General features: G+C 37.6%; 12 protein-coding genes. 3 read left to right on the top strand and 9 right to left on the bottom strand.

The annotated features are described in order from the left end of the window. Positions 1-7: 7 nt before the first annotated feature. The 6 genes from ACWPWK_RS11480 to tamA form a co-directional block, all read right to left on the bottom strand. Positions 8-1,210, bottom strand: coding sequence for an MFS transporter (locus ACWPWK_RS11480; RefSeq protein WP_109372689.1), 1,203 nt, complete (start codon positions 1,208-1,210; stop codon positions 8-10). An 8-nt stretch (positions 1,211-1,218) separates the two neighbouring features. After that, the gene (locus tag ACWPWK_RS11475; protein WP_109372690.1) at positions 1,219-2,511 is read right to left on the bottom strand and encodes a dTDP-4-dehydrorhamnose 3,5-epimerase family protein; all 1,293 of its coding nucleotides are present in this window, start codon (positions 2,509-2,511) and stop codon (positions 1,219-1,221) included. A gap of 49 nt (positions 2,512-2,560) precedes the next feature. Continuing rightward, positions 2,561-2,830 (bottom strand): XRE family transcriptional regulator, encoded by a 270-nt coding sequence (locus tag ACWPWK_RS11470; RefSeq protein ID WP_109372691.1) that lies wholly within the window; start codon positions 2,828-2,830, stop codon positions 2,561-2,563. A 336-nt stretch (positions 2,831-3,166) separates the two neighbouring features. After that, on the bottom strand, positions 3,167-3,514 hold the full coding sequence (locus tag ACWPWK_RS11465; protein ID WP_109372692.1) for a gamma-glutamylcyclotransferase family protein: 348 nt from the start codon (positions 3,512-3,514) through the stop codon (positions 3,167-3,169). 5 nt (positions 3,515-3,519) lie between these two features. After that, the gene (gene tamB, locus ACWPWK_RS11460; RefSeq protein ID WP_109372693.1) at positions 3,520-7,344 is read right to left on the bottom strand and encodes an autotransporter assembly complex protein TamB; all 3,825 of its coding nucleotides are present in this window, start codon (positions 7,342-7,344) and stop codon (positions 3,520-3,522) included. After that, positions 7,341-9,083: an autotransporter assembly complex protein TamA gene (gene tamA / locus ACWPWK_RS11455; RefSeq protein WP_109372694.1), complete on the bottom strand. Its 1,743-nt coding sequence runs from the start codon at positions 9,081-9,083 to the stop codon at positions 7,341-7,343. Before tamA ends, tamB begins: the two co-directional genes overlap by 4 nt. A 138-nt stretch (positions 9,084-9,221) precedes the next feature. On the opposite strand from tamA, the gene msrA reads away from it, so the two are divergent. Both msrA and ACWPWK_RS11445 read left to right on the top strand, forming a co-directional pair. Further along, positions 9,222-9,848 (top strand): peptide-methionine (S)-S-oxide reductase MsrA, encoded by a 627-nt coding sequence (msrA, locus tag ACWPWK_RS11450; protein ID WP_244185032.1) that lies wholly within the window; start codon positions 9,222-9,224, stop codon positions 9,846-9,848. Between the two features lie 150 nt (positions 9,849-9,998). Beyond that, positions 9,999-11,378 carry a hemolysin family protein gene (locus ACWPWK_RS11445; protein WP_109372696.1) on the top strand — a complete coding sequence of 460 codons (1,380 nt, stop codon included), beginning with the start codon at positions 9,999-10,001 and terminating at the stop codon, positions 11,376-11,378. 79 nt (positions 11,379-11,457) lie between these two features. Here ACWPWK_RS11445 and ACWPWK_RS11440 read toward each other — a convergent pair whose 3' ends face one another. Beyond that, the gene (locus ACWPWK_RS11440) at positions 11,458-11,664 is read right to left on the bottom strand and encodes a DUF1107 domain-containing protein (RefSeq protein ID WP_100159789.1); all 207 of its coding nucleotides are present in this window, start codon (positions 11,662-11,664) and stop codon (positions 11,458-11,460) included. A gap of 283 nt (positions 11,665-11,947) precedes the next feature. Between ACWPWK_RS11440 and ACWPWK_RS11435 the strand changes: the two genes are divergently transcribed. Then, complete coding sequence (locus tag ACWPWK_RS11435) at positions 11,948-12,508, top strand: YtfJ family protein (protein ID WP_109372697.1); 561 nt, start codon at positions 11,948-11,950, stop codon at positions 12,506-12,508. A 53-nt stretch (positions 12,509-12,561) separates the two neighbouring features. Here the strand turns inward: ACWPWK_RS11435 and cysQ are convergent, their stop codons facing one another. Beyond that, a complete protein-coding gene (gene cysQ, locus ACWPWK_RS11430; RefSeq protein WP_109372760.1) occupies positions 12,562-13,302 on the bottom strand; it encodes a 3'(2'),5'-bisphosphate nucleotidase CysQ in 741 nt (246 codons plus the stop codon). 142 nt (positions 13,303-13,444) lie between these two features. Beyond that, a complete protein-coding gene (locus ACWPWK_RS11425; RefSeq protein ID WP_006535733.1) occupies positions 13,445-14,065 on the bottom strand; it encodes a peptidylprolyl isomerase in 621 nt (206 codons plus the stop codon). Positions 14,066-14,306: the final 241 nt, after the last annotated feature.

Genomic DNA, 14,306 nt, shown 5'->3' with positions numbered 1-14,306 from the left:
AAGCTCTTCATTTTATTGAAGGGCTTTTTTTATGATAACGACGTCTCTTTTTTAAGCGTATTACAAGCAATCCACCACTTATCAATGTTATTCCTATAGCAATAACCATCAGTGTATAAATAGTGGTGACCTCCCCTGTAGAGAAAAATAAAAGCCCCCCAACAATGGGTAATATCATCTGATTTAATAAAATAATCAGTGATGAAATGCTAGCGAGCTGATTTATGGGAATAATTTCCATTCTTAATATTCTCAATACATTACCTGAAAAGACTTTTCCAATAATTGAAACCGCATAGCAAATAATAAATATAATTATTGAGCTTTGAAAAAATACAAGCAAAGAAGAACTTATAGTAATAGTAGCAATTGAAATAATAGTTAACCAAACTCTACTTGTGTACTGATTTAAATAACTATATAAATATGTTCCTAATACACCGAAGATACCCGCAACAATATCAATAAAACCATAGTATTTAATCGGTAAATTCATAACCTGATCAATTAACGCCGTTCCACTGGATTCAATTAAACCATCAAACATATTATTACCAATAGCAATAAAAACAGAAAATAACAGTATGGGTGAGGAAAAAATATAAATAAATTTTTTAGTAAAAAAGATTTTCTCTTCCGAGTTATTTATATTTTCAGTGTTAATCTCTTTTCTTGCATAAAAGAATAAAAAGAAAATAGCATTAATAAAATAGAATAGACACGGTATAACAAGTAAATACTTGTAGCCAAAATCAATAAGAACAATCCCCAATAATGGTCCAATGACCATACCTAAGAAATCCATTCTAGACATTAGATTAATATGATGCTCTTTATGATGACTTATCAACGCAATAATTTTTTCATAAGAAATCAATGTTTGTGAATTTCCAATAGAAATTAAACTACCAATCAAACCAAAACTTATCGCTATCATCAAATCAGATGTAAAATGAGTAAGTAATAAAAATAAACACCCTACTATTTTACAAGCATCAGAAACAACAGCGATAGGCCGAATACCTAGACCATCAATATATTTACCAATAAGTGGTATTAAAAAAAGTCGAGGTAGCCACCATAATGCGTATGTTAATCCTGAATATTCAATACTTGTTGTTAACTGATAAACAATAACGGGTGTAAGAAATACCATTAATCCATCAGCTGTTAAAACAAAAAAAAGCATATAAAAAAAGATAATACGCATAATAATAACTAAACCTTTTCTTTAATTAAGACTTTAATCGGTTTATTATTCTTGCCATATATAATAATTGATTTTGGTGTATGATGGGTAGGTTTCTGTTTAATTATCTCTTTTTGTTTAGAGACAATAAATTGATAATAACCTAAGTCAGCCTCTATTTTATTAGTGCAATATGCTTGATAATTTTTATTAGCAATTTCCCAGTCGATAACATCATGCCCCGGAATATACTCTTTTTCTTCATCTAAATATATAACAGGCCGATTAACTGTAATAATATTAGCCATATTAAACAACGCATGAGCTACCCCACAGGGGATCACTAATTCCATATTAGGTAAAGGCTTGAACGTTATTTCATCTTCACAAAATAGAGTGGCGGAGCCTTCTCGCATGTCGACAAGTTTTAATGTTATCTCACTAGAAGCATCCCCTAAAAAAGTTAAATGGTCTTCTTGCCCTAGGTGTAAGCCATAAGAGTCAAAGTTGTAATCTTCATTACCATGTTCAACAAGATACATAGGCGATTTTCGTGTTAACGGAACGATGCCACTCTCTTTGCCTGTTTGCATGGTAGGTATGTCACGAAACGCCACACCTAAAATTGTTGATATAGGTAATTGCCGTTTCTGATTTTCTGTTATTTTTTCTCTGAATCTTAAATTAACTTCATCGCCATCATCTAAACGAATTTTTCGTGTTTCTGAATGCAAAAAAGCATGTTGGCTCAATATCCCATGTTGTATATCTGCTATTCGATGGTAGACCAGATCAGAGGCTTCCTCTGTCATAGGTTCATAACCATCAATATCGTCAATATCAATATCTTCAGGAAGATTAATAACATCATTATTTGGTGACCACATCAGTGCTTTACTGGCTAATTTATCTATCGTAGGTAAAAATAAAGTGTAATTATTTAAAGTAAATATATTTTCTAAGTGATGAAAAGTATGAGCAACACCAGGAGGAATAATCAACGTTCTTGCCGATGAGGGAGTAATATAAAAACTTAATCTTGATTTGAAAGTTGGTGAATTTTTACGACAATCGATAAACTTAGCGAGTATTTTTTTATTTTTATCACCTAAAAAAGTTAATGTATCTTGTTGCCCTAGATGAATACCATATTGTCCATATTTAAATTCATTTTCACCATGATAAATAATATTAATCGGATAAGTTGTCGCGAAAGGAATAACATAAGAATCCTTTTTTCCATTATTAACTCGCCACCGAGAAACCCAATGTAATCCTACTATGTTAATATTTTTATTTAGCTCAATAATATCCTTATTCATTATTTTTTCCTTAAGTTAATAAAGCAGCCTTCTGGCTGCTTTATTTTTATTAAACATTGACTATTTCGATGTCATAACCTAATAAATTTGCGCTTTCTAGAAGTGAATCCAGATTAGATGTATTCAATTTTGAATATTTATCATCAGAGGGTGCATTTTTAATGCCCGCAAGATAAGCCAATTTATCAATTGCATCTTTTGCAGTTACTTTTGTTTGTAAAATCATATCAGTAAAGTGATGATTTTCTATATTTTGATTTTGCTTTACTTCTTTGGGAGGGGTTTTATAAAGGCGAGAAATCTCATTTGATTCATTCATAAAATTACCTTATTAAATTTTGATTAATTATTCGTATACCATAGAAATACTCTTCATTATTTTGCTCCAAACTCAATTGACGTTTTAACATTAAATTATTTTTATTGTCAATTAGCCACACCATTAATAAAATTCATATTCATATAGATAAAAAACAAAGTATTTATTTTAATTTCAATTTTTGAAAGTAATTATCACGAATGGTTTTTATAAAATAAATATAATTAAAAATATTATTTAATTAAAAAAACACTGCCTATTCCATCAATAAAAACGGCTCGATATCACTATCGAGCCGTTTTCAGACATCTTTCAGTAAAAGGTGGATCTGACCAATTACTCTTCTTCGTGACGTTTTAGCCAGTCACCGCTTTTTATTTCACGTAAACCATCAACAGGTTTTTGATAAAGATAGATCCAAGCACTGCCATAAGGCGTTGAAATCAGTTGGCGCTTGTAATCTTGATCGTTCTTTTTCAATTCATCAAGCTCTGTCAAAATAGAGGGCGTTATCCGATAAACTTCGCACTCTATTTCGCCATCACCTTCAACCACAGCAGGATAAAACCCTAAATCATAAAGTTTATATCCCACTAATTTATGCTCGCCTAATAGCTGCGCATAGGTCATCCAGTGATGATTACCTTGGTTTTGCCGTAAACTACCATAAACAATAATTCGCATATAATTTAAAACTCAAATTGATAAAGCAGATCTATTGCCTGATTCATACCAGACACTGCTTGTAAATACAACCTGGGCATCAAGCGATAACGTAAAGTTAACGTCGCTAGCGAATCAAATATACCCACTCCATATTTTACTTGTAGATCGTTGGTTATCTTGCCACTGACCACAACTTGTGAGCTATCACCCACACCTTGCGTATCCAATGCTAAATCTGAAACACCGAAGGTTTCACCAATACGCCCTACAAGCTGACCACTTTGACCAACACCTAATCCTATCAGCATTGCCGTCATTTGTGATGAGTCTGCATCACCACTTTTATCTAATCCTTCCCCTCTTAACAAGTAAGATAACGCTTCTTGCTGAGTAAATGCAGGCTCAGAGAAAATTTCGACTTTCGGCTTATCTGCAAGCCCCGTCACTCGTACACCCGCAATAACATTATTTGCTGTATTTTCAGGATTACGGATCGCTTCAATATTTAAGTAAGGCTGATCAACAGGCCCAGAGAACAAGATTTGTCCTTTACGCACTTGTAAGTCTTGTCCATAGGCTTTGAATTCCCCTTTAGGAATATCAATTTGACCATTTAAACCAAGCCCTTGTTTATTCTGATTGACTTTCAGCATGCCCGTCAATCTTGCTTTAAGCCCAAATGCGTCCAGTGTCACATCATTGCCAATATTAATCGCTAAATTGCTTTGAATTGGAATGGATGTCTCTTTTGGCGCAATAGGTTGCAAGTTTTTATCCAGCATCACTTCATCAGAAGACGCTGATACCGCAGATTCTGGTAAATCTTGCACCACAATACGCGCCCAAGGAATATCAATGCGACCGTCTAATTTCAGTAAATGCGGGCTTGCTTCAAACACCAAATCAGGATTGACATCGATACGCACCATTGGCGGTAGTGCCACTCGTAACTTATTACCATTTGCAGCCACAACAGCGCGCCATTCATCTAATTTACGCCAATCTGCATTACCCGTAAGATTTAAATAACCTTCTGGCGTTTCGATTCTGCCACTTAAGTCAGAGGTTGCACCATTAAAGCTAATATCAACATTTCCTTTGGTGATATCAAATGGGATCCAGTGTCCAACCACTTTTAATTGATTAATACCGAATTGACCAAATAGCAGTGGTGATTGCGCATTTCCCCCTAAACGTAATTGAGCACCCACGCTTCCTTGAGCTATTTCACCTTTCCCTAAGAACGGTTTGATTAAATCTAATGTCAGATTATCAATATCAACCGTACCAGACAGTTGGCGTTTTTTCTCAAGATCAGCAACATGCACATTACCTTTGAAGTCACCATTGCCTGCAATACTAATCAGCCATTGCAATGTAGCTTTGCCATTATTTACGCCAGCATTTAAAGTAATTGTATCAAAATCAATCGGTAAAACAGTTCCATCAATATTCTGTTTTACGCCAACACCTTGCCCTTTAAGGTTTACAGATGCTTTCGGTAATCCGCCTTTTGAATTCCACGTCGCAGTTGCATCACCCGTAAATACACCTCTAACTGACGTTTCAGGCGGTAAGAAAGGTTTGATCATCGCTAAATCAAAATGCGTCAGCGTGATAGCGGCACTGCCACTTTCGCCAACCGTTATCGCTTTTGGCACACAAACTTGTGCATTTGGATTTATCCAACAATGAGCGCCAATGGTGACTTCTTGCTTCTCAGCCAATAAATTCAATGCAATAGCTTTATTTAAACGCCACTCCCCTACAGGAGTATCAAATGCTGTATTATTCAGCGTTCCTTTCCATTGCTGTTTTTCTTTATCAAATGAACCTGCTAATGTCAGTCCACCAGAAACAGGCTCCCCCTCCATTTTTAACGTCAGTTTATGCTGTTTTTCTGTACCAGCTGCATCCAGCGTTAAATTACGAATAACTAAATCGGCTTGTTTTAACTGACGAGCAGTAATCGCTAGCTTACCGCCAATTTCTTTGTCCGATTGAACATCACCTTTAATAGTGATGGATTCAACACTAACTTGATCTTGCCATTTAATACCATGAGCATTGATATCAGCAATAATCTTAGGTGTATTAATATCACCTCGAATATTCACTTTGCCCTTAATCACACCAGCTAATCCTGGTACTAAACCATTTAAACCGGGAGCATTGATATTGGCATCTAATGCCCACTTGTCACCTAAATGTCCTTCAATATCGAGATTATTTTTACCTAGAATGAGCTTTAGTTGCGGGATATTCCATTGACCAGAATCGTTGCCATACGCGTTCCCTCTCGCCTTAATCAAATTATTTTTGAAATTACCATCTAAGGTGATTTCAGGAACACGTAATTGCCAACTACCACCATACAAACTGCCCGTTGTAGCAATGCGCCCATCTAATTTCGCGGGCATATCTGGATATTGTTTAACGGTATTAATACCTGAAATGGTTAATAACGCATTCCAGCTAATTGCTTTACTCCAATCGGCAACCCCCGTGATATCCGCATGGCCTTGTAATGCAGCTAAACGCAGACGTGTTAATTCAATTTTTTCTTCATTACCTTTTGCATCCAGCATTAATTTCGCAGGTGGGATCTCCTGACCTTCAATATCTGAGCGTAATGAAAGATCGTAGTTATCTGTCTGACCATTTAAACGCAACCGAGTATCATTGAGTTGATACTGCACATCCCCCGTTAACGGCCAGCGGACTTTTTGACTCTCTAAGGTTAATTTTAATGGAAGGTGTGGTTTTGCCAGTTCAGCTTGAGCGTCTAAAGTTGCTGTAACCGTTCCTGTTAAAGAGAGTGCTAATTTAAGCTCTTCAAGTAATGCGCCTTGCAAAGAAAGCGTCGCTTTTTGATCTTTAAAATCTTCAAGCCCTGCAACATCACGAATAGTCGCATTCACATCTAAATTAACAGGCCATTGTTTATCTAGGGTAATTCCCCCATTTAAACTAACTTCACCTTCTGGTGCATCAACAGTTAATTTAGTGAGATTAACTTGCTTACCTTTCGTATTGGCTTCAAAAGATAATTGGTTAATCGTAACAGGTGTATCCCCTGTTATTTGTAACTGCTTACCTTCAATACCTTCAACATTCACATCAACAGGAATAATAATTTCGGGTAAATCAGCTAACAGAGGTTTAGCAAAAATCGCTTTAATTGTGTCGGCTAATGCCTGTTCTTTTTCTTCTGGTGTTGTGGGTTCAGCTTGAGGTTTTGCCATAGCAACTTCTTTTACATCTTGAGCCGTTGCTTCAACACTTCCTTCTTCTGGTGTCTTTGGTAATGCCACCAGCAAATCATTAATGAGTGTTGGATTTAATGTAACTTGACGACCTTCCCACTGTGCGCCTGTTTTAAATTCACCAAGTGAGATCGCCATATCGTCAATCTTCACATGCGTATTTTCCAATGAAAGTGAATTTAAATAGATAGGTAATGGTGCATTAAGCTCAGTTAAAGGCTCTGAAGGTGGCGTTTCTTCAGAAGGAGGGAAAGCGCTAGTATCAATATTAACAACAACATCTCGTGTGCCTAATGTATCGACACAAACTTGTTTATCAGTCAGGCACGCTAAACGTAATCCTAATGACAATTCACCCACATTAACGTCAACACCAGGCATTTGATATTCAACACCGGTTAAACGTAGATCTTGCCAGCCTCCGTTAACCTCTTTAATGGCTAAGCCGGGAACCCAACGCGCTGCGCTGTTAATGGCAAAATGTAAACCAGATTGAGTTCCTAAAACCCAAGCTACAGTACCGAAAGTAAGCAAAATAAGGATAAGGAGGGTAAGTGCAATCCATTTCAACCACTTCTTCATAACTCTGCTCCTAACCCGATATAAAACTGGAGTCTACGTTTATCTACATCACTAACAGGTAATGCTAAATCAAATTTAACTGGACCAACAGGTGATGCCCAACGTACACCTGCACCTGCACCTGTTTTAAAATCACTTCGAGTAAAATCATTGACTGCTTCACCGCTATCAATAAAGACTGCACCCCACCAGTTTCCTGTCACGTTATATTGGTATTCGGCTGAACCAACTAACATTCTTGAGGCACCCGTTAAGTTACCTTTGCTATCTTCAGGTGAAATGCTTTGGTATTTAAAACCACGAACACTTCTATCACCACCCGCAAAGAAACGAAGTTCAGGTGGCACTTGCCCAAAAGCATTGGTTTCAATCCAACCAAAATTACCTCTGACAACAAAACGATGTCCTTCCCAAGGCGTGCGTATCCACACTTGTTGAGCATTAAAAGCTAAGAACTCAACATCAGAACCCCAAATTTTATTTGAGTAATTTATAGAGTAACGTTGGCTATCTCCCCAATAAGGCATCATGCCACCGCGTTGACGAACCCGACTCGCATTAACCCCTGGATATAACAACATGGTGGTATAAGTGTCTTGCCCTTGAGTAAAGTGGCTAAGGCTCCAGCGGGTATTTACGCTATATTGCCAACCTGTAGACATATCCCAATTTCGAGAAAGATTCAGCGTTGTAGTATCAGAACGCGTGTCATTATAGTCTGTTCTCTTAAAACCACCATCTACCGCATAATATTGCTCTAATGGATTAATTTTTAATGGGATTTTGTATTTTGCACCAATAGATTGTTCGGGTTGAGAAATACTAAGATCTGACGTCAGGCTATGACCACGAGAATTCATCCAAGGTTTATTCCACTGCATATTCAACCTAGGCCCTACATCAGTTGCATAACCGCCCCCTAATTCAACGTAGTTACGAGAGCGAGGAGTGACAACCGCATCCATAGGTAGCAAATAAGAATGTTCACTGCGTGCTTTTGCGATATCAGGCGTCACAAGTGCTGAGTTAAACCAACCTGTTGCCGCTAAACGTCGATTAAATTCAGCAAGCTCTTCTGAGGAGTAATATTGCCCTTCTTTAAAAGGAACAATATTTTGTAGATAGTCTTCACGAATTTGAGAGCCAGTATAATTCACCTTACCAAAACGGTAACGTTCACCACTATTAAAGACAAAATCCCAATAAGAGGCGTGATTATCTAAAGAAACACCAAGCTGGCTTTTTTCCATTTCAGCATCAAAGTAGCCACGGCGAACAGCAAGCCCAGTTAGCGAACCTTTGAGCTTTTCATAATCACCATGATTTAACACGCTATCAAGTGGCGGGGTATTCTCTTTAATGACCTTAGCATATTGCTCATCGGTTTTAGCGCCACCTTCAAGAACAATATCCACACCTTTGAGTAAAATAGGAATACCCGGCTCTACTTTTGCCGTTAATATCGAACGTGCTGGCGGTGTATTTTCTTGATAAGAGAATGTCACCGTAGGCTGATAATAGCCTAATGGGCGAAGTCCTTCTTGAATTGCCTTTTCAACACGCGCACGAAAACGCCCGTCAGGTGCAACTTCTTCTGTTGTAATGTTTGATAGCTGGACTCGCACATTTTTTTCGAGTTGCCCTTCTAAACCTTCTACTTTTAAACGCAAATTTGCCCCATAGGCAACAGGTGCGATAAAAGACAGACAGAGAACGTAGATAACGGAGTATCTCGGCACGTTTTCTCCTCAATATAATTTAATCCATGTGATGAATTGACGACAAACTGTTTTAAGCTTTATTGTAGATTTAGTTTATAACAATATTAAGCCTTTACCATAGTAAAGCGTTTACAAATATAAAAACTGGAGTCTACCTTGCAACATAAAGCTTACCAACCAGAGAATGCCTTAAGGGGTACTTCGATACCATTAGAAATATCTGCTAATCATGCAGTAAATGGGCATTCTATTAATGACATTCCTGAAAAGATGAGTATCGCTTATTTTGCGATGGGCTGTTTTTGGGGGGTTGAACGTCTGTTTTGGCAACAACAGGGCGTTTACTCAACAAGTGCGGGTTATAGCGGTGGTGTAACAGAAAACCCAACCTATCAACAAGTTTGCCAAGGATTAACAGGTCATAGTGAAGTCGTGAGAGTGGTTTTTGATCCCTCAGTGATTAGCTATTCACAACTTTTGGCTCTTTTTTGGGAAAATCACAATCCATCACAAGGTATGCGTCAAGGTAACGATATTGGCAGCCAATATCGCTCGGCAATTTACACGGTTAATGCAGATCAATATGCGCAAGCTATTGAGTCCAAAAAACACTATCAACAAGCTATGAATACTCAAGGTGCTACTGAAGTAATCACCACAGAAATTCAGCCAGCGGGCCCTTTTTATTTTGCTGAAGATTATCACCAACAATATCTCTATAAAAACCCACAAGGTTATTGTGGATTAGGTGGGATAGGTATCTGTTATCCTCCTGAAAAGTAAAACTAGCAGAAAATAGCAGGGCGATGATATAATTGCGCCCTCTTATCTTTCTTTGTGAATAATTTCATCACAATATATTGATTTATCTTCTATTTTTAACACTCTAGTATTACCCTTTGGACTAAATACTTGGGGTGGTGTGAGCCTTATATGCTTAATAGTTTACTCATTGTGCTTTTGCTCTGTGCTATCAGCGCCTTTTTTTCGCTGTCTGAAATCTCTCTTGCTGCTTCTCGTCGAATTAAGCTCAAACAACTTGTTGATGAGGGCAATATCAACGCTGCTCGTGTATTAAAAATGCAAGAAATGCCGGGCATGTTTTTTACCGTCGTGCAAATTGGATTAAACGCTGTCGCTATCTTAGCGGGTATTGTTGGTGAATCTGCATTTTCGCCTTCATTAAAAAGCTTTTTCCTACAATTTTTTGATGAAGCACTCTCACAACAATTAGGATCGATTTGCTCTTTTATTATTGTCACATCAATGTTTATTTTACTGGCTGACTTAACGCCAAAACGCATTGGTATGATAAAACCAGAAGCTATCGCATTAAGAATTGTGAACCCAATGCGTTTCTGCCTTGCCTTCTTTCGCCCTCTGGTTTGGTTATTCAATGGTATGGCTGATCTTATCTTCAAATTATTTAAAATCCCGATGGTGAGAAATGAAGATATTACTTCTGATGATATTTTTGCCATTGTTGAAGCAGGCGCTGTTGCCGGTGTTTTACGTAAACAAGAACATGAACTGATTGAAAACGTCTTTGAGTTAGAGTCACGCACTGTCCCTTCGGCTATGACACCACGAGAAGATGTGGTCTATTTTGATCGTGAAGAAACAGAAAGTGATATCAAAGAAAAAATTGCCACACAGCCTCACTCTAAATTCTTGGTTTGTGAAGGCGATATCGACCATATTATTGGTTATGTTGATTCTAAAGAGCTTCTTAATCGCGTTATTAACGGACAAAGCTTAAACCTCAATGAAGGTGTTCATATCCGTAAAGCGCTGATTATTCCTGATACATTAACGCTTTCAGATATGTTGGAAAGCTTTAAAACATCTGGTGAAGACTTTGCCATCATCCTTAATGAATACGCGATGGTGATGGGTGTGATTACGTTAAACGATGTAATGACAACCTTGATGGGGGATTTAATTGGACCAGGGCAAGAAGAACAAATTGTTAGCCGTGATGAGCACTCATGGCTAGTTGAAGGCGGTACGCCAATTGATGATGTAATGCGCGTTCTTGATATTGATGATTTCCCCGATTCAAGTAACTACGAAACCATTGCGGGCTTTATGATGTACCGTTTACGTAAAATTCCAAAACGTACTGATTATGTGAAGTTCTCAGGGTATAAATTTGAAGTTGTCGATATTGATAATTACAAAATAGATCAATTACTCGTAACTAAAGTTGATGATATTCCACCGGTTAAACCTGTTTTGCAAGAACACGTTCCTGTTGTACAGACAACAACCGAAGTCGATATAAAAGTAGATGAAAATAAAACGACAAGTTAACTAGTAACAAATTGAAATTAATAACTGAGTCTTATCGAAAGTTTTCACGAGAAAGACTCAGTTATCTATCAGATAAAAGTTAGCCCAGTTCTGCTTTCAGTAAAACCACCTGCTGGTTCACTTCACTCATCACATTAAAATGTAGCTTATCTTTTATTTTAGGCAGTAGTATTTTGCCATAATCGAATTCAAATGCACCCATTCCTTTGATGTAAAACCGTCCACGAAATAATGTCTTAACGTAGAGAGCAATTTTTTCAGGGTTATAGCGATTGAAGATTTTCATCTTTCAGTTAGTCTCCCATGCTCGTTGTTGAGTTAAATAAGTCATAAAGACTTATCTTTATATATCAAATTTAAAGACCTAATTATAAGTACTAGGTTCAACTTATTTGATTTTCTTATCTGTTTTTACATTTATTGACAGTAAAAAATATAAATAAAGATAGTGTGTGCGTTATTTTACCCACTCAATGTTAAATAAATGTATCAGTGATGAGGTATTATTCTTCACTAGCTTCTATGCTTAGATAGAATCTAACGTCGATTTCAATAATAGGACAATGGCTATGCACAAAATAACCTTAGCTGCTCTTTTACTCAGCACATCCACATGGGCGTTTGCACATAACATCACTGAAAATACAGTACTTCCTGCTGTCACAATCAATGACAAAGGTGAGCTACTTTATGACACAACCAAAGATAAGTTTAGCTACCAAAATTGGAATAGTGGTCTGCTCAGTGGAAAAGTACGTACTGTTCAGCATATAGCAGGACGTAGCAAGGCTAAGGAGATGAATGCACCATTTATTGAAGCCGTAAAACTGGCTAAATTCCCACATACCAGTTATCAAACTACAACGATTATTAATACTGATGATGCAGTCTTTGGCACAGGTCCATTTGTTCGTAGTAGTGTTGAAGACAGTAAAAAAGAATTTCCTTGGTCACAGTTTATTGTTGATGCTGATGGCATAGCATTAAAAGGCTGGGGATTAGAAAAAGAGAGTTCAGCTATTGTTGTTTTAGATAAGCAAGGTAAGGTTCGTTTCGTCAAAGAAGGTGTATTAAGCGGTGCAGAGATTACGACGGCAATCAACCTTATCAACGATTTAATTAAAGAATAGTTTACCATGTCAGAGCCCTTTCACATCAAGGGCTCCAACTTCATCTGGTTTATTTAAAAAATAGAAACTCTAAATCCTGGGTTTATCAGCGATTCTTTAGGGGAATAATCTAACGTGATCCCTTTCCAATCGGTGACATGCGCACCAGCTGCAATCGCAATAGCATGACCTGCTGCAGTATCCCATGTATGTGTTGGTCCAAAACGAGGATAAAGTTGCGCTTTACCTTCCGCCACAAGGCAAAATTTTAAAGAAGAGCCAACGGCAACCGTTTGATGTTCACCAAGTTGAGATAAATACTCTTTTAATTCATCATCTTGATGAGAACGACTAATCACAATCACTGGAGGTTCAGCACGGCTAGCATGAATAGGTAATTTCCGACCACACATTTCTTTCCATGCTTGTTTATTGGCAGCCGCATATAACACATTTTGAACCGGTGCATAAACAACGCCTAAAACAGGAATACCTTTTTCAATTAAGGCGATATTCACCGTAAACTCACCATTTTTGCTAATAAATTCTTTAGTTCCATCTAGAGGATCAATCAACCAATAGCGATCCCAATAACGGCGAACGTCCCATTCAGGGGGATCTTCTTCAGATAATTGAGGTATATCAGGGGCAATAGAAGCAAGTCCTTGTTTGATAATTTGGTGAGCGGCCAAATCAGCCTCTGTGACAGGTGAATTATCACTTTTTTCCTGTACTTGGATAGGCTCTGATTGCTGGTAGATTTGCATTATCGCCATACCTGCTTGGCGGGCTAATTTGCTGACTTGTTCTAACATCATGCACCTCTCTTATTTTTATAAGCAGATAACGCCCCTTATAAAAATTAATTACCCTACTATCTCTTTATTTTAGTATAGAGACAAAAATAGCTGGCAAAAACCAGCTATTTTTTACTCTGATTTACCGCAGAATAAGAAATTATAAAATTTCTAATAATTCTACTTCAAATACTAATGTCGCGAATGGAGGAATAGCCGCACCCGCACCACGTTCGCCATAAGCTAATTGGTAAGGAATATATAATTCCCATTTTGAGCCTACTGGCATTAATGTTAATGCTTCAATCCAGCCTGCGATAACGCCATTTACTGGGAATTCAGCAGGTTGGCCACGTTGAACTGAGCTATCAAACACAGTACCATCAATTAAACGCCCCGTGTAGTGAACACGAACATGATCAGTACGCGCAGGGATTGCACCTTCACCCGCTGTCAGGACTTTGTACTGTAAACCTGATTCTGTAACCTGAACGCCTTCATTTTTCACATTTTCTTCTAAGAAAACTTTACCAGCATCAGCCAGCTCTGCTTGGCGTTCTTGACGAACAGCTTCAGCACGCTCGTGCATAGTACGTAAGGCATTGTGTAATGTTTCAACAGGTACAGAAGGCGCATTACCTTCTAATGCATCGGTCAAGCCAGCTAACAGTGCTGCGGGCTCTAATCCTTGAAGACCTGACTCAGTCAGTTGTTGACCGACTTGCAGACCAATACCGTAACTTGCCTGTGATTCAATAGAATCAAATGATGGTTTTGACATGAAAAATACCTGTTTTTTATGAAAGTTAAACCCAAGAATAACAGTGGTAAGGTACAGCGTAAACCTTCAGTCTTGAGTAATGGGGATTATTCCTTAAAAACGTAAGCAATTGACCTTATCCACCGTGTTTTGACGTTTTTTTATTGGCATTTGTCATACTTATTTTCACAACATCGCAACACAGGCATATAATTATAAACAGGCATAGAACTGCCTAGCCTTATAAATATCAATATAATGT

The organism is Proteus sp. Marseille-Q3619 (genome assembly GCF_965283115.1).
Note: the sequence above shows the minus strand (reverse complement) of the source record. Positions and strands in the feature narration are given on the sequence as shown.